Here is a 21,360-nt window from a genome sequence, read left to right on the forward strand (position 1 = left end):
CGGGTCGCCGTGGTCAGGCGGTCGGGTCGCCGAGAGCGGCGCAGACGTTGTCCTGCCGGCCGATTCCCAGCGTCAGCTCACGGGTGCCGGCCGGATCGATCGAGACGACGTGCAGCCCGTCGAGGATGTAGTAGCCACGTGGGTGGTGGTCTCCCGGCCGGAAGCCGAACCCCGCCGGCCCGATGATGGTGTAGCGCAGCCACCCGCCGTCCGGGCGGTATTCGAGCAGCCCGGAGCCGCCCGCGTCCCGGCGTACGGCCTTTCCGGTGTCGGTGTTGACGAAGTCCACGGTCAGCGGGCCGGCGTACTCCTCACGCCGGACGGCGCCGGTGGCGTACCGGGCGAGCACCCGGACCCGTACGTCCTGGGAGACGACGCGGACCTGAAGCGGGAACGAGCAGTAGCGGCCGGCCGGCCCGGTCCATTCCTCCTGGATCGACGGACGCCAGGGCTCGGGGCGGTTGCCGGCCCAGCCGCGCCATCCGGACACGGACACCTGGGACCCGGTGTCCCGCGCGACCGCCGGACTCGCGGGAGCGGTCGCGAGGCCCGTGGCCACCATCAGCATTCCGAGCAGGTACCGACCGACGATCTTTCCCAGGCGCATGCCATCCACCTAACCAGTAAAAGTCAGTTAACCGGTGTCGTCGACAGTAGTGGTTAACTTCGTCGAGTCAAGGCACACTGTCGCCATGCACTGGGTGAACGTCGAGGGCTATCCGATGCCCCTCCCGGTCGGCGGGCATCCCGCCCTGGAGCTCTGCAACACCTGGGCCGGCTGGGCGGCACCACCCGGTCCGGAACGGGAGTGGCTGCGCGACTACGACCGCCTGGCCGTGTGGGCCGGGTATGCCCAGTTGCTCACCCCGACCACCGTCGGTCGACTCCGGGAACACGGTCGCCGCCACCCGGACGCCGCACACGACGTACTGCTGGCGACCCGGCTGCTGCGCACCGCGCTGCACGACGTCCTGCTCGACCCGGGCGACACCGTGGCCTTCCGGCACGTCGCCGAGCAGGCGCAGCACGCCGCCGCCGTGGCGGTGCTGGAGTCGGACCAGGACGGGCTCGCGCACTGGGCGCTGCCCGACGACGTGGGTCTGCCGCTTCCGCTGCTCGCCGGTGCCCGGGCCGCCACCGACCTGCTCAGCTCGCCGGCCCGCACCGAGGTACGCGCCTGTTCGGCCGTCGACTGCGGATGGCTCTTCCTCGACCGGCGGGGTCGGCGTCGCTGGTGCAGCATGGCCACCTGCGGTAACCGGGCCAAGGTACGTGCCTATGCCGCCCGTCAGCGCCCGGACTGACGGGCCCGGACGCCGGCGGCGAACAGGTGCCGACCCGCCGTCCTCAATCAACAGCCCTGGATGCCTCGTTGACCTGCTCTGCGGCCTGCCGTAGCGTTGCCGATCAATGCCGGCCATGGGGCCACCGGCATCATCCCTAGGAGCAACGTTGGCGATCCCTGGATTTTCCATGCCCAAACGCAGGTTGGCAGCCGCTGTTGCTGCCCTGGTGGCGGCAACAGTCAGTGTGGTGGCGGTAGGTAACCCTACCATCGCTGCCCCATCATCCACTTCGAAGACCGGCTCGTGGATCGTGCGGCTCGACGAGCCGTCGCTGGCCGCGCACCAGGCGAAGTCCGGCAGGATGAACGCCAGGTCAACTGAGGCACGCACCTACACCGACCGGCTCGCCGCCCGGCAGTCGGAGGTCGCGAAGCTGATCGGTAAGCGGCTGGGCCGCGAGGTCAAGGCGACCAGCTCCTTCCGCAACGTACTCAACGCGATCGTCATCAAGGCGGACGCGGCGGAAGCCGCGAAACTGGCGAAGGTGGCGGGCGTGGCCGCGGTCGAGCCCGAGGAGGTGTACGAGCTCACCAGCGACGCCAGTCACGAGATCATCTCCTCGCCCGCGGTCTGGGCGGGGGAGACCGGCCCGGAGCTGGCCACCCGGGGTGAGGGCACGGTCGTCGGCATCCTCGACAGCGGCATCAACGCCGGCCACCCGGCCTTCGCCGCCACGGACGGGGAGGGCTACACGCACACCAACCCGTACGGCCGGTACCTGGGCGTCTGCGACCCGACCCACCCGAACCACGACCCGATCTGCAACGACAAGCTGGTCGGCGCGTACAGCTTCGTGTCGGGCAACTCGGCCCGGGACACCAACGGCCACGGCAGCCACACCGCCTCCACCGCCGCCGGCAACCGGCACCAGGTGACCCTGAAGTACGGCCCGGACCAGCCGGTGCGGACCGTGCAGGGTGTCGCGCCGCGCGCCAACCTGGTGACGTACCGGGTGTGCATCGAGAGCTGCCCGGTGTCGTCCATCCTGGCCGGCATCAACCAGGCCGTCGTCGACGGGGTCGACGTACTCAACTACTCCATCTCCGGAGCGGACCGGCCGTGGACCGACTCGGTGAGCCGGGCGTTCCTGGAGGCGTTCGGGGCCGGCATCTTCGTGTCGGCGTCGGCCGGCAACAGCGGACCCGGTGCCGGTACGGTGGCGCACACCTCGCCCTGGAACGCCTCGGTCGCGGCGACCACCACCGACCGTACCTGGGTCAAGTCCCTGTCGGTGGTCGGCCCGACGCCGGTGCCGCCGGCGCTGGCGAACCTGAAGGGCTGGCCCGGCTTCGGTCCGGGCAACTCCAGCCCGATCGACGCCGAACTGCGCTACTCCGGCGAGGTGGGTACGGCGACGGGCTGCGCCGCGTTCCCGGCGGGCTCGCTCGCCGGGGCGATCGCGCTGATCCCGCAGGGCACCTGCACGTCGGCCGTCAAGATCACCAATGCGGCCAACGCCGGTGCCGTCGCGGCCGTCCTGTTCGAGCGGCAGCCCGGCCCGCCGGTGTTCCTCTCCGGCGTGGAGAAGTCGACGATTCCCGCGATCAGCGTCACCCAGGCCGACGGTGAGGCGCTGCAGAGCTTCGCCACCACCACCGCCGAGCCGGTGACCGCCCGCCTGGGCGCCACCACCGAGCTTGCCCGCGATGCCGGCAGCGCCGACCTGGTGGCGTGGTTCAGCTCCCGGGGCCCGAGCGACTACGACCTGCTGGCCCCGACCCTCGCCGCCCCCGGGGTGAACATCCTCGCGGCCTACCGTGAGGTCGACGGGGACCCGAACCAGTACAACATCATCCGCGGTACGTCGATGGCCTCGCCGCACGTGGCGGGCGCCGGAGCACTGCTGGCCGCGCTGCACCCGGACTGGTCCCCGGCCCAGATCCGCGCCGCGCTGGCCGGCACCGCCGACCCCGAGGGCGTACGCGAGGGATCCGGCACCCCCGCGGACCCGCTGGACGCCGGAGCGGGTCGCCTCGACCTCGCCGCCGCCGGCCGGGTCGGCCTGGTGATGGACGAGTCGTACGCCAACATGCTGGCGGCCAACCCGGCCACCGGCGGTGTGCCGCGCGAGCTGAACGTGCCGTACCTGGTGAACCAGCAGTGCAACCAGTCCTGCTCGTGGACCCGTACGGTGACCAACGTCGCCGACACCACCGCCACCTACTCCGCGTCGGTGACGGCACCAGCGGGGCTGACGGCGACGGTGACCCCGGCGACGTTCACCCTCGCTCCCGGTGCGAGCCAGCAGCTCACCGTCGACCTGAACGTCTCGGGCAGCTCCGGCGGCAGTTGGACCTTCGCCGACCTGCGGGTGACCACCGACGGCCACCACGCCAACGGCGCGGCCATCGCCGGGGTGCACTACCCGGTGGCGGTGATCCCGGTGGCTGCGGGAATCACCGTCGACCCGACGACGATCGAGGTGACGCAGAAGCCGGGCCTGTCCACGACCCGCAGCGTCACGATCCGGAGCACCGGCAACGGCGCGCTGGAGTGGCGGCTGGCCGGCGGTGCCGGTTGCGTCCTTCCCGACCAGGTGGACTGGCTGTCGACGGACACCACGTCCGGCACGCTCAACCCCAACAGCTCGACCCAGCTCCGGTTCACCCTGGACTCGACCGGCAAGGCCCCAGGAAAGCTGCAAGCCACACTCTGCGTGGCGAGCAACGACCCGGCCAAGCCGAGCATCCCGGTCACGGTGACCCTCGTCGTCTCCGACCTGCCTACCATGGAGGTCACGCCGGAGCTGGCCGTGAGCCAGCCGGCGGGAACGGTCACCGGGACGAAACTGACCATCGGGAACACCGGTACCGCGCCGCTGGAGTGGACCATCGGCGAGGCTCCGGTCGTCGCGAACCGGACCGCGCTGGCGACCACCGACCCGAAGCGACGCGAGCTGCTGCGCAACGGCGTCCTGCTGGTACCCAACACGGCGCTGCCCGGCGTGGCGGCCTTCGACCCGCAGGACGGTGACCTCCTCGAACCGGCGTTCATCACCTACCCGCCGGAGACCGAGGTGGACCTGGGGACGACCACGCACATCATCCTCAACCAGGCACAGGACGGTTTCCTGGTCTCGTCCCAGAGCACCGGTGCCGTCTACTCGTTCAACCTCGACGGGCAGTACCAGGGGGTGCACGCGCCGGCCGGTGGGCCGAATCCGAGCATCATGGGCAACGTCCGGGGCATGACGCTCTCGCCCTGGGGCACGCTGCTGGTGGCCTCCGGCAACGGCAACAAGGTGGTGGAGTTCGACGCCAAGGGCAACCACCTGCGTGACTTCATCACGTCCGGGTCCGGCGGGATCTCCGGACCGTGGTACCTCACCTTCCGGGAGAACGACCTGCTGGTCTCCGCCAGCGGCGGCAACATCTACCGGTACGACCACTCCGGTCAGCCGCTGTCGGTCTGGGAGAACACGGTCAACTTCCCGCAGCAGATGCACCGGCAGGAGAACGGCAACCTCCTCGTGGCGGCCTTCTCCAGCCCGCAGGGCGTCTGGGAGATCGACCCGAACGGCGCACAGGTCAACCGGTACACCGGGGCGCTCAGCAACCGTGGGGTGCACCCGCTGGGCAACGGGAACATCCTGACCACCAACAGTGGCGGGGTGCACGAGATCGATCGCGGGACGACGCTCGTCGAGACCCCGCTCGCCACCAACGGTGCCCGCATGATCAGCGAGATCGCGCGGTCCCAGCCGTGTGACGAGGCGGCCGACGTGCCGTGGTTGCGGGTGACCACGCCGAAGGGCAAGACCCCGGCGGGCGGCAGCAGCAAGGTCACCGTCCTGGTCGACTCCACCGGGCTGACGCCCGGGGTGCACGAGGCGCATCTCTGCGTCGCGGGCAACGACCCGGACAGCCCGCTGCTCGGCGTACCGGTCAAGGTCACGGTCACCGACCAGGCGTGTGCCCGTACCATCACCGGGGCTCACCTCGGCCCGCTGACCGCGTCGGCCGGGCTGACCTGCCTCGCCTACGGGTCGGCCGTCGCCGGCAAGGTCACCGTGGCACCGGGTGCCAGCCTGCACACCAACGGTGCGGTTGTCGTCGGGGCGATCTCCGCGCAACGTGCGGCCGGTGTGGAGCTGTCCGCGACGGCCGTGGTCGGCGCGATCAGCCTGAACAGCGGGGCCGGCCCGCTGTCGCTGACCGGTAACCACGTGACCGGCCTGGTGTCGTTGACCGGTAACAACACCGGCTCGGCAGCACCCCTGGTCTCCGGCAACACCGTCGTCGGGCCGCTGAAGTGCAGCGGTAACGAGCCGGCACCGGTCAACGCTGGGGTGCCCAACACGGTGTCCGGAGTCGTCACCGGGCAGTGCCGTGGCCTGTAACCGATAGTTCGACGCGAGCACCAACCGCCGGATGGCCGGGCACCCCGCCCGCCATCCGGCGGCTTTTTGGGCCGCGCCCCCGGCTCCGCGCGCCCCCGGCTCCGTGCCCGCGGCGCCGCGCGTCCCCGGCTCCGCGCGTTGATCATGGGGTTAGCGGCGCGGATGGAGATCGACGTGGCCGCCAACCTCATGATCAACAGGCGGAGTGGGGCGGGGTGCGGGCGGAGCCCGGGGGCGGGGTGGGCGAGGGGGCTCACGACGGCGCCGGCCCGCCCGTGCGGCACCACAGCGTTGCGCCGGGCCGCCGGTCCCGCCGGTTGGCTATCCTCGCGAATCATGGCTACCACCCCGACCTGGCCTGACGGGCGGCCGGCCGGCTCGAAGCTGGAACGGCGGGTCATCGCCGCCGCCCAGACCGCTCTGGTCCGCCATCGGCATGTCTCGCCGCTGGCCCTGCTCGGCGCGCTCGGTTGGCTCCCCGGCGATGTGGTCGACCGGTGGCGGCAGGGCCGCCTCCCGGAGCTGGAGCGGGGTGCGGCGGTACCTCCGTCGCGGCTGCTGGAGGCGCTGGGGATCTTCGGTCGCTGGGCCCGGGCCGAGGGGCTGCACCCGGGCGAGGTCGACTATGTCGGCGCGACCCGGGACCGGCGCCAGCTGCGCTTCACCGTCGGCGGCGATCCGGAGGTCGAGCGGGTCTACCGGACACACTGGGCGTCGGCCGCGCTCTCCGAACCCGCCCGGGAGCGGCTGGTGCAGCGGCAGAGCGCCCCGCCGGATCTGGTGGTGCACTCGGCGCTCACCGACTGGACCTGTGCCGACTGCGGTGACACCGGCGATCTGCTCGTCTCCGAGGACGGGCGGACCCTCTGCCTGACCTGCGCCGACCTGGACCATCTGGTCTTCCTGCCGGCCGGGGACGCGGCGCTGACCCGGCGGGCCAAGAAGGCCAGCACGCTGTCCGCCGTGGTGTTGCGGTTCAACCGGTCGCGCCGGCGGCACGACCGGTTGGGGCTGCTGGTGGAACCGCCAGCGCTGGACAGCGCCGAGCAGCAGTGCCTGGGCGACGAGGCCGCGCGGTTGCGTCGCCGTGAGCGGGACCGGGAGCGGCGGGCCGACCAGGACGTGGCGTTGATGGCGCGGATGGCTGAGGAGATCCTTCGGCTCTTTCCGCGTTGTCCGGCGTCCCGGGCCGAGGCGATCGCCAGGCACACCGGCCTGCGGGGCAGCGGCCGGGTCGGGCGTTCCGCCGCCGGCCGCGCGGTGGACGAGGACGCGATGACCCGCGCGGTGTTCGCCTCGATCCGGCACGAGGACACCGGGTACGACCGGCTGTTGATGGCCGGTGTCCCGCGTACCGAGGCGCGGGAGCGTATCGGGACCGACATCGACCGCGTTCTCGCCGCCTGGCGCTCCGGTTCCTGACGGCTGCCGGGCTGTCGCACGGCGATCAAGCCCGTCCGTGCCCACGACCTGCTGCCGGAAGTGACGGCTCCAGCCGAGGTCGACGGAGTCGCGCGGGCCGCTTGCCGCAGGCCCCGCCGTCGCGAGCCATCTTCATATTTTCAAGGACTTCGATTAGGCTCTGATCCGTCCTGCGATGATCCACAGTGGAGGCCCATCATGAGGAAGATGACCGTCCGTCGCAAGAGTTCGCTGCGTCTGCTGTCCGGTGCCCGCCGGCTCTGGATCGAGTGGTGCTGGTAGCAGCCGAACCGGCGGGCGCTCCCGGGCGCCCGCCCCTGCGGCGGTCGGTTCGGCCATGACCGACGGGCCGGGCGGCTACGACTGCCACCGCGACCACGGGCCGTACGCCGGAGTCGCGGCCTTCCTCGGCCGGCTCGCCGCCGACCGTCCCCGTCTGGCGTCCCGCCACAGGATCGCGCTGCACGCCATCGCACCCCGCCTGGACGGTACGGCTCGACCGCCCGCCGAGGAGGAGCCGATCCGGTTCCATCCCGCCCGACGTACGGCCTATCTGGCCTACGGCGCGGCCGAGTTCGTCGCGGCCTGGGCAGACCGGCTCCGCCGCCCGGTCACGGTGCGGTTCACGCACGTCGGAAGCGCCGACGAGACCACCCGCGAGCTACTGGACGCGCTGACGCGCCGACTCGGCCCGTCCCCCGTACGCCTCGACCTGCGCGACAGCGGCCCCCGCCGGGCGGCGACGGCCGTCCCGACGCCGGAGGCGATGCGTGCGGCCGTGGGCGACAGCCTGGCCCGCGGCTTCTACCACCATGCGGCCCGAACCGCCCGGCGCGGGCGCGCCGCGGTGACTCCGGGCGGCGACCTGCGGCACTGGTGGGCGTTCACCACCGGCCTGGGCACCGCCCTGGCGGCGCTGGACCGCGCCGCCGAGGCCCTCGACCTCTACCACGAAGCGCGCGCCGCCACCGACGATCCCAAGATCGCCATGTCGGCCGCGTACGCCACCGCCATGCTGTACGCCCGGCACCTGCCGGCCGCCGACCAGGATCCGGCGCAGGCGCGGCACTGGCTGGAGAAGGCGCTCCACCTCGCTGCCGGGCTGGACGACCCGCGGCAGCGGGTGCTGTCCACCGTCTTCTACGAGCAGGGCCTGGCCCTGCTGGACAGCAGGCAGGGCGATCCCGCCTCCGCGCTACGGCTGATCGACGACGGGCTGGCCCGGCTGGCCGCGGTGCTCGCCCCCGGCGAGCGCCCGCAGGACCTGGCCCGGCTACGCCACAACCGGGCTCAGGTGCAGCTCGCCCTGGGCGATCCGGCGCAGGCCCTGGCGGACCTCGACACCGTGATCGCCCACGACCCCGACAACTGCGAGTACTACGTGGACCGGGCCGCACTGCACCGGGAAGCGGGGCGGCCACGGGCCGCCATCAGGGACTACGACACCGCGATCCGCCTGGGACCACACCTGCCGGAGGCGTACTACAACCGGGCCATGCTCCACCAGGAGCGCGGCCGTGCCGAGCGGGCGCGTGACGACCTGGAGCGCGTGCTGACAATCGACCCCCGGCACCTCGACGCCCGCATCGCCCTGGCCAACCTGCACGTCCGACGCAACGCGCTCGACCAGGCCGAGACGGACGTGCGGGCCGGGCTGGCGCTGGAGCCGCAGGAGCCCGCGCTGCTGTGCACCCTCGGGCTGATCCGCTCGGAGCGCGGCAGCCTCGCCGAAGCCGACCGCCTGTTCAGCCAGGCGCTGGCCGGGGATCCGGAGCTGGTCGAGGCGTGGACGAACCGTGCCGCTATCCGGTTCGAACACGGCGACGTGCCTGCCGCCCTGGCCGACCTGGACCAGGCCGTCGCGCTGTCGGCGGCACCTGTTCCCCGCTACAACCGTGGCACGGCGCTGATGCGGCTGGGACGGTGGGAAGAAGCCGCCCGCGACTTCACAGACGCGCTCACCCAACCCGACGTGGACCGGTCGCTGCGCCGCGACCTGCAGGCGGAGCTGGCCCGCTGCCGCCGCGCCATGCCCCGGTGACCGCCGGCCAGGGCGGTGCCAGCGGCCTACCGCTCGCACCACGGCAGCCGGGGCAAGGTTCTAGCATCGTTCCCATGATCGAGGACTTTGCGGATCGGCTCCTGCGCGACGTGGCCAGCCTCGATCCCTGCACGGCGGTCGTCGAGGCCGGCGAGCAGGATGTCGACGGGCTGACCGACTACGGCCCGGAGGGCCACCAGGCCCGCGCCGACCTCGCCGCCCGCGCTCTGCGCGAGCTGGAGACCTTGGCTGACGCGCCGGCGGCCGCGACCCCGCTGCACGCCCACCTCGCCGAACGGCTGCGCACCCGTGTCGCCTTCCACGAAGCCGGGGAGGACCTGCGCGAACTGCACGCGGCGGCCACCGGTCCGCTCCAGCTCATCCGCCAGGCCGTCGAGGCCGCGGTTCCCGCCCGCGGCGCTGAGGGCGCGGCCTTCGAGGAGGGCTGGGCTCGTGTCGGCGTACGCCTGGCCGCGATTCCCGCGGCCCTGGACGGGTACGCCCGCAGCCTCCTCCTCGCCGCGGAGCGTGGCAATCTGCCGGCGCGGCGTCAGGTGGAGCTCGTCACGCGGCGCTGCCGCAACTGGATCGACGACGATGTCGCCCTGGTGGATCGCTACGGCGAGGGGCCTCAGCGGGCGTCGTTGCAGGCCGCAGCGACCGGCACGCGAGGGGCGTACCAGAGACTGGCCGAGCTGCTGACCGCGGACCTGGCACCGCGGGCCGTCGAGGAGGAAGCGTTCGGCCAGCAGCGGTACGCGCTCTGGGTGCGCACCTTCCTCGCGGCCCAGCCTGACCTGCGCGAGCTGTACGACTGGGGCTGGGACGAGTTCCGTGCGACAGAGGCAGAGCTGATCGCGGAAGCGAAGGCCCTGGGTGGAAGCGTGCCGGAGGTGCTCGCCCGGCTCGACAGGCCCGACGCACCCGGCACGCTGCACAGCAGGGAGGCGTTCGCCGGATGGCTGCAGGAGCTGTTGGAGGCCACGACCGAGCGGCTGGACGGCGTGTACTTCGACATCCCCGCCCCGCTGCGGCGTATCGAGTCAAGGCTTACCACGTCGTCCGGCATCGCCTACACCGGCCCGTCGCGGGACCTGACGCGGCCGGGCCGGGTCTGGTGGTCCCTCCCCGAGAACGCGGCGAGCTTCCCCACCTGGTACGCCTACAGCACCGCCTATCACGAGGGCGTTCCCGGCCACCACCTCCACCTCGGCACCGAGGTCTGCCGGGGCGGCCTCGGGCAGCGGCTGAACCTGCTAGGCGGCCTCTCCGGCAGCCAGGAGGGCTGGGCCCTGTACGCCGAGCGGTTCATGGACGAGCTGGGGCTCTATGAACAGCCGGGTGCTCGACTGGGGCACCTGTTCATGCAGCTCCTGCGGGCGGCGCGGGTCGTTCTCGACATCGGCCTGCACCTGCGACTGCCGATGCCGTTCGGCGATGGAGCACTGTGGACGCCCGACGCCGCGCTGGAGCTGCTGCGGGGCCGCTGTCACCAGGGGCCGTACGCGTCCGCCGAGCTTGCACGTTACCTGGGCCGACCGGGGCAGGCGCCGGCCTACAAGGTGGGGGAGCGCGTGTGGCGGGCCGGCCGCTCGTCCTTCCCCGGCGACCGGCGCGCATTCCACCGTCAGGCACTGGAGCTGGGTTCGCTGGGCCTGGACCAGTTGACGGCCGCCCTCTGCTCCCTGGTGGTGTCAGATGTGGCACCAGACGCGAGCGATCACGGCGCCGTCCGGCAGTGAATCGAGGTACTCCGCCATCGCGAGAACATGGGCATCCCAACCCCGATCGTTGGTGTACTGGCTGAGCCACCGTCCGTCAATCGTCACGTAGGCGTGGGTCGCTACGGATTCGGCAGCGGCCTGCGCCAGGAAGACCTCGCGTTCTCCGCTGAACTGCATGACGGGATCTGCCAGCAGGAGTGAGAAGCTGAAGTACGGGTGCTCCTGCGTGGCCGCCGCCTGAGCGACTTCCTGAATCGCCGGCTGGAGAAGGTAGGCCCGCTGCGCCTCGTCGGGATCGTCGTGGAGTTCATCGAAATGCACGCGTGGAAGCGCTCCGGGATGGGCGTCGGCGACCTCGGTCCACGCGTCCCAGGCTCCTGCCGCCTGCTCCCGGGCGGCACGACGAATGGCATCGAAATCGACTGTTCCCTTGGGCGCGGCGACCACGACGGGGTCCATACCGGGATGCGCAACGCGTATCGCCTGCGAGTCGTCCAGGTGTTCAGGCCGCAGCGGCAGCACGGCGCGCTCCGGTAGCCGCCACCAGTCCCAGGCCGCATCCGGGTCGAACGGCTCGTGGCGATAGTCGTTCGCGTCGAAGGGGGCGAGTGCTGCCGTAAGCGCAGGAATCACGGACTCCTGACTGGCAGGAGCGAGGAAGACCGTCGTGTAGAACTTCACGACGCGGGAGCCTATCCGCGTTCTCGTCGATGGCAGCATGCTGGGCGCTCGCCGCCCCAGGGCCAGGCGATGAAGCTGCTTGCTCCGCGAGTCAAGGGCGGCGATCCAGGGCGATCCAGTAGCGCCGCACCGGACCGTGCCCGGTGTCGCGGATGCCCTCCAGGACGCCGCCGTTGCGCTCGATCGTGCGGGCCGAGGCGACGTTGCCCGCGAGACACGGTATGAGAACGCGATTCAGGCCCAGGGCGACGCGGGCCTCGACGAGCATCTCGCCCAGGGCCCAGCTTGCCAACCCGCGGCGGCGCGCGGACGGGCGTACGCCGTAGCCGATGTGACCGATCCTGTCGTCGAAGTAGTGCCGCAGGGCGATCCCCCCGAGCACCTGGCCGTCTTCGACGATCCAGCGCGGTGAGCCGTGCTTCTCGTCCGGGCAGGGTTCGCCGGCCGGGTGAGTCAGCCGGATCCGCTCGTGCACCCATGCGGCGAACCCGTCGGACGAGTCCACGTCGTCTCCGGCGCCCAGGCCGAAGCCGTCCTCGTGGAGACCGGGACCCCAGTCGTCGCGGCAGTTCAGGAAGGCGGTGTGCAGGCGGGTGGTCGGCAGGATCAGCTCAGGCATGCGGCGACGGTAGTCGGGGCTCGGCCGCGAGACGAGTCGCTTCCCGACCGGCTCCAGGACCCCCAGAAGCTGATCCTGCGTCACCGCTCCTCGACCTGTTAGGGGAGGTACGAGGATGCTTTCCCAGACGCTCAACGGCGGCTTGATGGCTGCCTCGGGCCTCTTCTGTGGACGGAAGGCGTGGACATCGAGGGGCGCGCGTGCCGCCGTCCTGTGATCTGCGTCGCACTTGGAGGCGCCCGCGACCAGCGCCTGGCCGCGCCGCACAGGAACCACCGTTACTCGACCGATCCGCAGGTCGCTGTCGACGCCGGCGGTCCCGTCGCCGGGTCCGGTCGTTGCGCGGAGGGCGTTACGAACGCGCGGTGTTCGGGGCTGGTGGGCGAGAGGTCGCGGGCGGCGAGCCAGGCCGCTGCGGTGGCGGGGTTGCCGGCAATCGTCACCGGGCGGCGTTCGAGGCGGGTCAGCAGCGCGGCGCGGATCTCCGGCGGGCCGGTGAGCAGGCCGCCGGCCAGGACGAGCGGTCCGGCGTCGGGCGCGACGGCACGCACGGTGGCGGCGAGCCGGTCGGCGGCTGCCTCGATCAGGCGGTGCGCGTCCTGGTCGCCGGCGCGGGCGGCGTCGAGCACGAGCGGGGCCAGCTCCGCCACCCGGTCGCGGGGCAACGTGTAGAACGCGGTGACGAAGCCGTCGCCGGCTGCGGTCGGCACCGCCGCCGCCGATCTCGCGGGTGGTCCGGTGGCCTGCCCGGTCCTGGCAAGTGCAGGATCGGGGGCGAGCGGGGTGGCGGCGCCGAGTACGGCGGTGGACACGGCGTCGACCAGTGACCCGCCCGCGCGGTGGCCGGCGGTCAGCGCCCGGGCGGTCAGCCGGGCCGCTTCGAGGCCGAGCCAGAAGCCGCCGCCCTCGTCGCCCAGCAACCAGCCCAGCCCGTCGACGGTGCGGCCCACCGACCGCTCGACGATCTGCACGGCGATGGCCCCGGTCCCCGCGATCAGCACCGTGCCCGACGGCGCCGGCGTTCCTGCCGCGAACGCCACCACCGCGTCGCCCACCGTCCGCAGCGGACACGTCAGCCCGGTCGCCCGCCAGGCGTCCAGGTAGCTCGCCGCCACGGCCGGCCGGTCCAGGGCCGCCCGCCCGGCCAACCCCACCACGGCCGCCGCCACCCGCGCCGGATCGTGCCCGGCGAGGGCCTTCCGCGCCGCCGCGGCCAGGGCGGCCGCGGCGTCGGCCGGCGGCTGGGTGGCCGGGTTGCCGGCGCCGGCCCGGCCGCGGCCGACGATCCGTCCGTCGGGCGTCGCCACGACCACCCGTGTCGCCGAGCCGCCGCAGTCGGCGCCCAGAACGAGGTCTGTCGATGTGCAAAGTATTGACATGAGTCGAGGTTCAATCATAATTTTGCTCAGCACAAGAGTGATGCGAAAGGAATGCTGATGGCTGGAACCGGGTTGCTGGGCCGCGTCCGCACCGAGCTGCCGACCCTGCCCGAGGCTCTCCAGCGGGTCGGCGAGCGGCTGCTCGGTGACCCTGAGGAGACCGCCCGGTCCACGATCGTCGACCTCGCCGAGCGGGCCGGCACCTCGACGGCCACGGTCACCCGCTTCTGCCGCACCTTCGGCTACCGGGGCTACGCCGAGCTGCGGGTCGCCGTCGCCACCGAGACCGGCCGGGCGGCGCAGGCCCGCTGGGACACCGACATCGACCGCGAGATCGGTCCCGACGACCCACTCAGCCATCTGCTGGACGTCGTCGCGTCGGCCGACGGCCGGGCGATCCAGGACACGGCCGGACAGGTCGACCTCGCCGCCGTCGACCGGGTGGCGGCGGCCGTCGCCGAGGCGCGCCGGGTCGAGCTGTTCGGGTTGGGCAGCTCCGGCAACGCGGCCCGCGAGATGGCGTTCCGCCTCGAACGGATCCGGGTGCCGTGCTGGCACCGCCCCGACCCGCACACGGCGCTCACCAACGCCGCGCTGCTGGAACCGGGCGACGTGGCGATCGGGCTGTCGCACAGCGGCCGCACCCGCGAGGTCGTCGAGGTGCTGTCCGAGGCGGCCGACCACGGCGCGCTGACCGTCGCCGTCACCTCGTTCCCGCGCTCGCCGCTGGCCGAGGTGGCCGACGTCGTGATGACGACCGCGGTGCAGGAGACGACGTTCCGGCTCGCCGCGCTGTCGGCGCTGCACTCCCAGTTGCTCGTGCTCGACCTGATCTACGTCGCGGTCGCGCAGCGCACGTACCGCCGTACCACCGCGGCCTTCGAGGTGACCGCCCGTGCGGTCGCCGCCCACCGCCTGCCCGACGAAGGCCGCCGGCCCCGGCGGCGTCACCGACCGGAGGAACGATGATCGGCGCCCAGGAGTACCTCACCGCGGTCAACGCCGCGATCGCGCACGTGGCCGCCACCCAGCAGGACGCCGTACGCCGCGCCGCCGACCTGCTCACGGCCGGGCTGCGCGCCGGCGGCGTGGTGCAGGCGTTCGGCAGCGGCCACTCCGAGGCACTGGCCATGGAGATCGCCGGCCGGGCCGGCGGCCTCGTGCCGACCAACCGCATCGCGCTGCGCGACATCGTCCTGTACGGCGGGGCCGAGCGCGCGTCGCTCGACGACCCGTTCCTCGAGCGCGACCCGGCGGTCGCCCACCGCCTCTACGAGCTGGCCCCCGTCAAGCCGGACGACGTGTTCGTGATCGCGTCGAGCTCGGGCGTCAACGGCGTGGTGGTGGAGTTGGCACGCCTGGTCCGCGAACACGGCCACGGGCTGGTCGCGATCACCTCGCTCGCCCACACCAACGCCGTCCCGCCGCGGCACCCGAGCGGCCAGCGGCTGGCCGACCTCGCCGACGTGGTGCTCGACAACGGTGCCCCGTACGGCGACGCCGCCCTGCCGATCGACGGCGGGGGAGCGGTCGGCGCGATCTCGTCCATCACCGGCGCCCTGCTGGCCCAGCAGGTGGTGTGCGAGGTGGTGGCCCGGCTCGTCGCCGCCGGCGAGACGCCCCCGGTCTACCTGTCGGCGAACGTTCCCGGCGGTGACCGGCACAACCAGGAGTTGGAGGCGCGGTACGCCGGGCGCATCCGGCGTGCCGCCTAGAGAAGGCGAGCCAGTCATGAATCCCTCTTCTCCGGACAGACGCTACCCCGCCACCCGCCGCGCTCTCCTGCGCGCGACCGCAGCCGCCGCGGCCGTGCCCCTGGCCGGATGCGTGACCGCCGGCGGCGGTGACGACGGCGCCCCGGCCGCCGAGGGCGTGAAGAGCGCCGACAACCCGCTCGGTGTGCCCGACGCGACACCGCTGGAGGTCGTCATCTTCAAGGGCGGTTACGGCGACGACTACGCCGTCCACGCCGAGAAGCTCTACCAGGAGCGGCACCCGGGTGCGACTGTCGACCACAAGGGCATCCAGAAGGTGGGGGAGGCGCTCCAGCCGCGGTTCGTCGCCGACACCCCGCCGGACGTCGTCGACAACACCGGCGCCGGACGGCTCGACCTGGCCACGCTCGTCGCCGCCGGCAAGCTCACCGACCTGAGCGAGCTGCTCGACGCCCCGGCACTCGACGGCGGCGGCACGAAGGTGCGCGACACACTACTGCCGGGCGTCGTCGACGAGGGCGCGTTCGACGGCGCACCGCGCGCGCTCAACTTCACCTACACCGTCTGGGGGCTGTGGTACTCCCGGCCGCTGTTCGCGCGCAACGGCTGGACGTTTCCGACGACCTGGGACGCGATGCTGACGCTCTGCGCCGAGATCAAGAAGAGCGGTACCGCGCCGTGGACGTACCAGGGCAAGTACCCGGAGTACATCAACGATCCCTTGTTGGCCATGGCGGCCAAGGCCGGCGGAATCGATCTCGTCAAGGCGGTCGACAACCTGGAACCGAACGCGTGGAAGCAGCCGGCGCTGCTCGACGCGGCCACCGCCATCGCCGAGCTGGCCGGGCGCGGCTACCTCCTGCCCGGCTCGGAGGCGTTGTCGCACACCGAGTCGCAGGCCGCCTGGTGCCAGGGTCGCGCCGCGATCATTCCCTGCGGATCGTGGCTGGAGGCTGAGCAGAAGGGCGTCGCCCCCGACGGCTTCGACATGGTGATGGCCCCGGTGCCGTCCCTCGGCGCCGGTGACCGGATGCCGGTGAGCGGGCTGCAGGCGGCCGGCAGCGAGTCGTTCATCGTGCCGGCCAGGGCGAAGAATCCGCGCGGCGGGCTGGAGTTCCTGCGCGTGCTGTTCTCGAAGCCGGCCGCCCGGCGGTTCGCCGAGCTGAACTCCACCCTGCCCACGGTGACCGGCGCGACCGACGGCCTCACCCTCTCCAGCGGGCTCGGCTCGGTGAAGGCCGCCGTCGACGCCGCCGCCGCGCACACGTTCGCGTACCGCTTCCGCACCTGGTACGCGCCCCTGGCGAAGGCGGTCGACGACGCCACCGGCGAGCTGGCCACCCGGCGCGTCACGCCGGCCCAGTGGGCCGACCGGATCCAGAAGGCGGCGGACGGCGTCGCGGCCGACAGCGCCGTCACCAAGTACGAGCGGTAGCGATGACGAGCGTCCGATCCGGCCGCAACCGCTTCCTCGCCGGCGCGATCCTGCCCGCTCTCGCCCTGTACGCGGTGTTCGTGCTCTCGCCGTACGCGCAGGCGTTCTACCTGGCCCTCACCGACTGGACCGGCGTGTCCGGCGAGGTGGGCTTCGTCGGCCTGGACAACTTCCGCCGGCTGGCCGACGACCCGCTGTTCCGCGCCGCACTGCGCAACAACGGGCTGATGCTCCTCGTCGTGCCGGCGGTCACCATCGTCCTCGGGCTGCTGCTGGCCGCGCTCGTCTCGTTCGGCGGGCGTGGCGGGGCCGCCGGACCGTCCGCGGTCCGGGGCGGCGAGCTGTACAAGGTGGCGTACTTCCTGCCGCAGGTGCTCTCGCTGCCGATCGTCGCCGTGCTCTGGCAGTTCGTCTACGGCCCCACCGACGGGCTGCTCAACGGCGTGCTGCGCGCGGTCGGGCTCGACGGGCTCGCCCGCAGTTGGCTCGGCGACCCGGCCGTCGCGTTGTGGGCGGTCATGGCGGTGCTGGTCTGGTCGTCGGTCGGCTTCTACATGCTGCTCTTCGGCGCCGCGATGGAGTCGATCCCGCGCGAGGTGCTGGAGGCGGCGGTGCTGGACGGCGCCGGGCGCCTCGCCGTCCTGCGGCGCGTCGTCGTGCCGCTGCTGTGGGACAACGTCCAGGTCGCGTTCGTCTACCTCGGCGTGCTCGCCCTGGACGGCTTCGCGGTCGTGCAGATCATGACCGTGGGCCCGGGCGGGCCGGACGGAGCGACCGAGGTGATGGGTCTCGGGCTGTACCGCAACGCGTTCACGTACGGGCGGTTCGGGTACGCCGCGGCGATGGGCGTCGCGCTGTTCTTCCTCACGCTCGCGGTCGCCGTCGTGGCGTTGCGGGCCGGACGCCGGGAGCGGGTGGAATACGCATGACGACCATCATCGAGCGGCCCGTCGACGCGCCGCCCGCGCCGCCGACCCGACGCCGACGCCGCAGCGGCACCTGGGGCCCGCACGTCTTCCTCGTGGCGTGGGCGGCGATCGTCACGGTGCCCCTGCTCTGGGCGGTGACCAACTCACTCAAGACCGACCGCGAGATCCTCACCAGCCCGTGGACGCTGCCGGAGCAGCCCCGGTTCGACAACTGGTCGCGGGCCTGGGACCAGGCCTCCATCGGCCGGTACGTCGGCAACAGCGCGATCGTGGTCGGGGCCGCGCTGCTGCTCACCATGGTGCTGGGCTCGACCGTCGCCTACGCCCTGGCCCGCTACCCGTTCCGGGGCAACCGGATCGTCTACTACACCTTCGTCTCCGGGCTGCTCTTTCCGGTGTTCCTGGCCCTGGTGCCGCTGTTCTTCGTGGTCGAGCAACTCGGCCTGCTCGGCACCTATCCGGGCCTGGTCCTCGTCTACACCGCGTACGCGTTGCCGTTCACCGTCTTCTTCCTGCACGCCTTCTTCCGCTCGCTGCCGACGGTGCTCGCCGAGGCGGCGTTCCTCGACGGCTGCTCGCACTGGGGCGTCCTCGTCCGCGTGATGCTGCCGCTGGCCCGACCCGGCCTGATCAGCATCGCCATCTTCAACTTCCTGGGGCTGTGGAACCAGTACCTGCTTCCGCTGGTGCTCAACCCCGACCCCGACCGCTACGTGCTCGCGCAGGGGCTGGCCGCGCTGTCGGTCAGCCAGGGCTACCGCAGCGACTGGAGCGGCCTGTTCGCCGGCCTCACCATCGCGATGCTGCCGGTGCTCGCCGCGTACGTGCTCTTCCAACGCCAGATCCGCACGGGCCTCACCGCGGGGGCGATCAGGTAGGCCCATCCGTCCGGCTCCGCCGCGCGGGCGGTCGTCGTCGCCCGACCGCGCGTACCCCTTTCCCTCCCACCGTGAGGAGACCCCCATGTCACGGAGATCCCGCGCGGCCCTCGCCGCCGCGTCGGCGGCGCTCACCGCCGCCGCCGCGATCGTCGCAGCCGGCCCGGGCGGCAGCGCCGCCGCCGCGGCCGACACCTGCGGCGTGCTCTTCGACGACTTCGCGTACGCGACGTCGGCCGACCCCGCGCTGCCGGCCCGCAACTGGACGGTACGCACCAACGCCGGCGGCCCCGGCGTGCCGGGCGCCTCGTGGCCGGCGTCCAACATCTCGTTCCCCACCTCCGGCGGGCAGAAGGTGCTCCAGCTCGCCGCTGCCACCGACGGGACCGCCGCCGGCACCAGCCACGCCGAGTTGTTCCAGCGCCGGGCGTTCTTCGAGGGCACGTACGCGGCCCGGGTGCGCTTCGCCGACGCGCCGGTCTCCGGCAACGACGGCGACCGTCTCGTCGAGACGTTCTTCACGATCACCCCGCTCGACCGTCCGATGGACCCGAACTACGGTGAGATCGACTTCGAGTACCTGCCCAACGGCGGGTGGGGCGAACAGGGCCCGATCTTCTACCAGACCACCTGGGAGACGTACCAGAACGAGCCCTGGGTGGCCGACAACACCCACACCGCGCAGCGCCGCAGCTTCGACGGCTGGCACGACCTGTTGTTCACCGTGTCGCAGGGCCGGGTGAAGTACTACGTCGACGGTCAGCAGGTGGCCGACCACGGCGACCGGTACTACCCGGAGACCCCGATGTCGATCAACTTCAACCTGTGGTTCATCGACCTCGTCGCCCACACCGGCGGGCGCAGCACCTACCACCAGCAGGTCGACTGGCTCTACTTCGCCGACCGGCAGGTGCTGACGCCGGCCCAGGTGGCGGCGCGGGTGGCCGGTCACCGGTCCGCCGGCACCACGCACACCGACACGGTCGGCGCGGGCGGGGCCTGCCCCACGCCGCCGCCCAGCTCGCCGCCGCCCTCGTCCCCGCCGCCCTCCACGCCGCCGCCGTCGACCCCGCCGCCCTCGACGCCGCCGCCGGCGAACTGTGCCGGCGTGCCGAACTGGGACCGGGACACGGTGTACCTCGGCGGCCAGCGGGTGCGGCACAACGGCCGGCTCTGGCAGGCGAACTGGTGGACGCTCGGCTCCGAGCCGGGACTCACCGCGCAGTGGCGCGACCTGGGCCCCTGCTGACTCCGTGCCGGGGCGCCGCCGTCACCGGGGCGGCGGCGCCCCGGCACCAGCCTTGTCAGTCCGTCGACAGATCCGTTGGGGGAGAGGCCGGTCTCAGCCGCTTCCGCTCGACAGCGCTTGTCGCCGTCACCACACTCAGCGGCGGCACGTCCTTCGCGACGACGGCGCCCGCGCCGACGACCGAGCCGCGACCGATCGTCACGCCAGGGGTGATCGTGGCCGCGGCGCCGATCCACACGTCGTCCTCGATGACGATGGGCGCGTGCGTGATGAAGTCGTACCGCTCGTCGAGCTCGACCGGGTGTCCGGCCGTGCTCAGGGTCACGCGGGGACCGATCAGGACGCGGTCACCGATGGTGATTCCGCCGTAGTCGAGGAAGAAGCAGCCCTGGTTGATGAAGACGCGCTCGCCGAACGACGCGCCGAGCCCGTAGTCGCAGTAGAACGGGGGCAGGATGGACAGCGAGTCAGGAACCGGTCTGCCGAAGATCTCGGTCAGCGCCGCCCGGCGCGCGTCGAGGTCGTCGAACGGCAGCGCGTTGAGGCGCGCGGTCAGGCTCATGACGAGCCGTACGCGCTCCGCGAAGGCTCGTGACTCAGGCGTCCGTGTTCGTAGGCGTTGCTCGTCGCGCACCAGGCGATGCTGGCACAGCGAGTCAGAGGCCCCGGCGCCGGTTGTCGGATCACCGTCAGCAGGCCCTGCCGAGACGGAGAAAACCTACCCTCGTGGTAGCGATCCCGGCCGACCCGAGCTGGCGACCCCACCGCCGAAGCCGAGCCGGCGACCCTGTCATGGAGGTGGTCCATGTCCCCCCACCACACTCTGTTCGCTTCCCGTCCCCGCCGTCGTCGACCGACCCTGCTCCTGATCCTCGGGCTGGTGCTGGGCCTGGCTGCCCCCACGGTAGTGGCAGCCCCCGCGTCCGCCGGGCCCGGCGTGCTGTCTGCCCACTGCTCCACCAGCGGGTTCTTCGAGCCGAACCCAGTCGACCCGTCGATCGGTACGACCTGGACGCTCATCGGAGCCCGGAGCAACGAAGCCTTCACCTACCGGTACTGGATGGCGCAGCAGCCGCCGAGCGGGTCGTCCATCCTGTACTACCGGTACAGCCTGGTGGCCAAGTGCAACTCGGGCAACTTCCTGATCTCCAGTACGACGCTCACGACGACCGGCGCCTCCGGCACCGCCTACTGCACCAGCAGCACCGACATCACGCCCCCGGCTTCGGCGGTCACCTACCGGTACGTCGGGCAACGCTGGGTCCGTACCCAGGGAATCACCCCGACCGCCACGATCCGGTACTGGCATGTGGAGCGGTTTTCCTACGTCTCCCTGACCTGGACGTACGACTCCAGCTACGTGGTGCGGTGCTGAGCTTGCTGCGCAGGTGTCTGGTCGTGTCCCTTATGTGTTCCTGTAGCAGTTCGTCGGACCAGACGACGTCATCCGCGGAGATGCCCACGCCGGAACGGGCGTCGCGGCCGAGATGTTCTTCCAGGGCGGGGATTGTCTCGACCGCACGCAGTTCCAGGATGATCGTGAGGGCGAACCGGCCAGATCTGCGGACCGGCGTGCGGCATGGCGGCGAGCAGGTCCGGCACG

The 21,360-nt window shown here is 72.2% G+C and carries 17 protein-coding genes; 12 read left to right on the top strand and 5 right to left on the bottom strand.

Annotated features, from left to right (window positions below; all coding sequences use genetic code 11):
- Positions 1-13 precede the first annotated feature (13 nt).
- Complete coding sequence (locus tag ABZ809_RS09605) at positions 14-607, bottom strand: hypothetical protein (protein ID WP_357562022.1); 594 nt, start codon at positions 605-607, stop codon at positions 14-16.
- An 85-nt stretch (positions 608-692) separates the two neighbouring features.
- Between ABZ809_RS09605 and ABZ809_RS09610 the strand changes: the two genes are divergently transcribed.
- The 5 genes from ABZ809_RS09610 to ABZ809_RS09630 all read left to right on the top strand — a co-directional run bounded on the left by ABZ809_RS09610 (position 693) and on the right by ABZ809_RS09630 (position 10,890).
- Positions 693-1,304 (top strand): CGNR zinc finger domain-containing protein, encoded by a 612-nt coding sequence (locus tag ABZ809_RS09610; protein WP_357562023.1) that lies wholly within the window; start codon positions 693-695, stop codon positions 1,302-1,304.
- Between the two features lie 292 nt (positions 1,305-1,596).
- On the top strand, positions 1,597-5,685 hold the full coding sequence (locus tag ABZ809_RS09615; protein WP_357562024.1) for a S8 family serine peptidase: 4,089 nt from the start codon (positions 1,597-1,599) through the stop codon (positions 5,683-5,685).
- Between the two features lie 336 nt (positions 5,686-6,021).
- Positions 6,022-7,107: a DUF2293 domain-containing protein gene (locus tag ABZ809_RS09620; RefSeq protein WP_357562025.1), complete on the top strand. Its 1,086-nt coding sequence runs from the start codon at positions 6,022-6,024 to the stop codon at positions 7,105-7,107.
- 337 nt (positions 7,108-7,444) lie between these two features.
- Positions 7,445-9,148 (top strand): tetratricopeptide repeat protein, encoded by a 1,704-nt coding sequence (locus ABZ809_RS09625; protein WP_357562026.1) that lies wholly within the window; start codon positions 7,445-7,447, stop codon positions 9,146-9,148.
- A 74-nt stretch (positions 9,149-9,222) separates the two neighbouring features.
- Positions 9,223-10,890: a DUF885 domain-containing protein gene (locus ABZ809_RS09630; protein WP_357562027.1), complete on the top strand. Its 1,668-nt coding sequence runs from the start codon at positions 9,223-9,225 to the stop codon at positions 10,888-10,890.
- Here ABZ809_RS09630 and ABZ809_RS09635 read toward each other — a convergent pair.
- The 3 genes from ABZ809_RS09635 to ABZ809_RS09645 form a co-directional block, all read right to left on the bottom strand.
- Positions 10,843-11,553 (bottom strand): hypothetical protein, encoded by a 711-nt coding sequence (locus ABZ809_RS09635; RefSeq protein WP_357562028.1) that lies wholly within the window; start codon positions 11,551-11,553, stop codon positions 10,843-10,845. The genes ABZ809_RS09630 and ABZ809_RS09635 overlap by 48 nt on opposite strands.
- Before the next feature lie 91 nt (positions 11,554-11,644).
- Positions 11,645-12,256 (bottom strand): GNAT family N-acetyltransferase, encoded by a 612-nt coding sequence (locus tag ABZ809_RS09640; protein WP_357562029.1) that lies wholly within the window; start codon positions 12,254-12,256, stop codon positions 11,645-11,647.
- Positions 12,257-12,450: 194 nt separating this feature from the next.
- The gene (locus tag ABZ809_RS09645; RefSeq protein WP_357562092.1) at positions 12,451-13,569 is read right to left on the bottom strand and encodes a BadF/BadG/BcrA/BcrD ATPase family protein; all 1,119 of its coding nucleotides are present in this window, start codon (positions 13,567-13,569) and stop codon (positions 12,451-12,453) included.
- A gap of 39 nt (positions 13,570-13,608) precedes the next feature.
- On the opposite strand from ABZ809_RS09645, the gene ABZ809_RS09650 reads away from it, so the two are divergent.
- The 6 genes from ABZ809_RS09650 (at position 13,609) to ABZ809_RS09675 (ending at position 19,757) form a co-directional block, all read left to right on the top strand.
- Complete coding sequence (locus ABZ809_RS09650; protein WP_357562030.1) at positions 13,609-14,520, top strand: MurR/RpiR family transcriptional regulator; 912 nt, start codon at positions 13,609-13,611, stop codon at positions 14,518-14,520.
- Positions 14,517-15,266 carry an SIS domain-containing protein gene (locus ABZ809_RS09655; protein ID WP_357562031.1) on the top strand — a complete coding sequence of 250 codons (750 nt, stop codon included), beginning with the start codon at positions 14,517-14,519 and terminating at the stop codon, positions 15,264-15,266. Before ABZ809_RS09650 ends, ABZ809_RS09655 begins: the two co-directional genes overlap by 4 nt.
- 16 nt (positions 15,267-15,282) lie before the next feature.
- On the top strand, positions 15,283-16,701 hold the full coding sequence (gene ngcE / locus ABZ809_RS09660) for an N-acetylglucosamine/diacetylchitobiose ABC transporter substrate-binding protein (RefSeq protein ID WP_357562032.1): 1,419 nt from the start codon (positions 15,283-15,285) through the stop codon (positions 16,699-16,701).
- Between the two features lie 2 nt (positions 16,702-16,703).
- Positions 16,704-17,630, top strand: a complete 927-nt coding sequence (locus tag ABZ809_RS09665) for a sugar ABC transporter permease (RefSeq protein ID WP_357562033.1) — start codon at positions 16,704-16,706, stop codon at positions 17,628-17,630.
- Positions 17,627-18,508: a carbohydrate ABC transporter permease gene (locus ABZ809_RS09670; RefSeq protein WP_357562034.1), complete on the top strand. Its 882-nt coding sequence runs from the start codon at positions 17,627-17,629 to the stop codon at positions 18,506-18,508. Before ABZ809_RS09665 ends, ABZ809_RS09670 begins: the two co-directional genes overlap by 4 nt.
- 85 nt (positions 18,509-18,593) lie before the next feature.
- Entirely contained in the window at positions 18,594-19,757 is a 1,164-nt protein-coding gene (locus ABZ809_RS09675; protein ID WP_357562035.1) for a carbohydrate-binding protein, read from the top strand.
- A gap of 55 nt (positions 19,758-19,812) precedes the next feature.
- On the opposite strand, the gene ABZ809_RS09680 is transcribed toward ABZ809_RS09675, so the two are convergent.
- Entirely contained in the window at positions 19,813-20,319 is a 507-nt protein-coding gene (locus ABZ809_RS09680; RefSeq protein WP_357562036.1) for a sugar O-acetyltransferase, read from the bottom strand.
- A gap of 243 nt (positions 20,320-20,562) precedes the next feature.
- Between ABZ809_RS09680 and ABZ809_RS09685 the strand changes: the two genes are divergently transcribed.
- Positions 20,563-21,132 (top strand): hypothetical protein, encoded by a 570-nt coding sequence (locus ABZ809_RS09685; protein WP_357562037.1) that lies wholly within the window; start codon positions 20,563-20,565, stop codon positions 21,130-21,132.
- The last annotated feature ends 228 nt before the right edge of the window (positions 21,133-21,360 follow it).

Source organism: Micromonospora sp. NPDC047074, assembly GCF_040643815.1.
In the GTDB taxonomy this organism is placed as follows: domain Bacteria; phylum Actinomycetota; class Actinomycetes; order Mycobacteriales; family Micromonosporaceae; genus Micromonospora.

What these genes read in the sequence shown, in the direction of transcription:
- ABZ809_RS09665 (WP_357562033.1), top strand. Translation starts at nt 16,704, where the DNA reads ATGACGAGCGTCCGATCCGGCCGCAACCGCTTCCTCGCCGGCGCGATC.
- ABZ809_RS09680 (WP_357562036.1), bottom strand. Translation starts at nt 20,319, where the DNA reads ATGAGCCTGACCGCGCGCCTCAACGCGCTGCCGTTCGACGACCTCGAC.
- ABZ809_RS09685 (WP_357562037.1), top strand. Translation starts at nt 20,563, where the DNA reads ATGTCCCCCCACCACACTCTGTTCGCTTCCCGTCCCCGCCGTCGTCGA.
- ABZ809_RS09655 (WP_357562031.1), top strand. Translation starts at nt 14,517, where the DNA reads ATGATCGGCGCCCAGGAGTACCTCACCGCGGTCAACGCCGCGATCGCG.
- ABZ809_RS09630 (WP_357562027.1), top strand. Translation starts at nt 9,223, where the DNA reads ATGATCGAGGACTTTGCGGATCGGCTCCTGCGCGACGTGGCCAGCCTC.
- ABZ809_RS09675 (WP_357562035.1), top strand. Translation starts at nt 18,594, where the DNA reads ATGTCACGGAGATCCCGCGCGGCCCTCGCCGCCGCGTCGGCGGCGCTC.
- ngcE (WP_357562032.1), top strand. Translation starts at nt 15,283, where the DNA reads ATGAATCCCTCTTCTCCGGACAGACGCTACCCCGCCACCCGCCGCGCT.
- ABZ809_RS09610 (WP_357562023.1), top strand. Translation starts at nt 693, where the DNA reads ATGCACTGGGTGAACGTCGAGGGCTATCCGATGCCCCTCCCGGTCGGC.
- ABZ809_RS09645 (WP_357562092.1), bottom strand. Translation starts at nt 13,569, where the DNA reads ATGATTGAACCTCGACTCATGTCAATACTTTGCACATCGACAGACCTC.
- ABZ809_RS09650 (WP_357562030.1), top strand. Translation starts at nt 13,609, where the DNA reads ATGGCTGGAACCGGGTTGCTGGGCCGCGTCCGCACCGAGCTGCCGACC.
- ABZ809_RS09605 (WP_357562022.1), bottom strand. Translation starts at nt 607, where the DNA reads ATGCGCCTGGGAAAGATCGTCGGTCGGTACCTGCTCGGAATGCTGATG.
- ABZ809_RS09625 (WP_357562026.1), top strand. Translation starts at nt 7,445, where the DNA reads ATGACCGACGGGCCGGGCGGCTACGACTGCCACCGCGACCACGGGCCG.
- ABZ809_RS09670 (WP_357562034.1), top strand. Translation starts at nt 17,627, where the DNA reads ATGACGACCATCATCGAGCGGCCCGTCGACGCGCCGCCCGCGCCGCCG.
- ABZ809_RS09620 (WP_357562025.1), top strand. Translation starts at nt 6,022, where the DNA reads ATGGCTACCACCCCGACCTGGCCTGACGGGCGGCCGGCCGGCTCGAAG.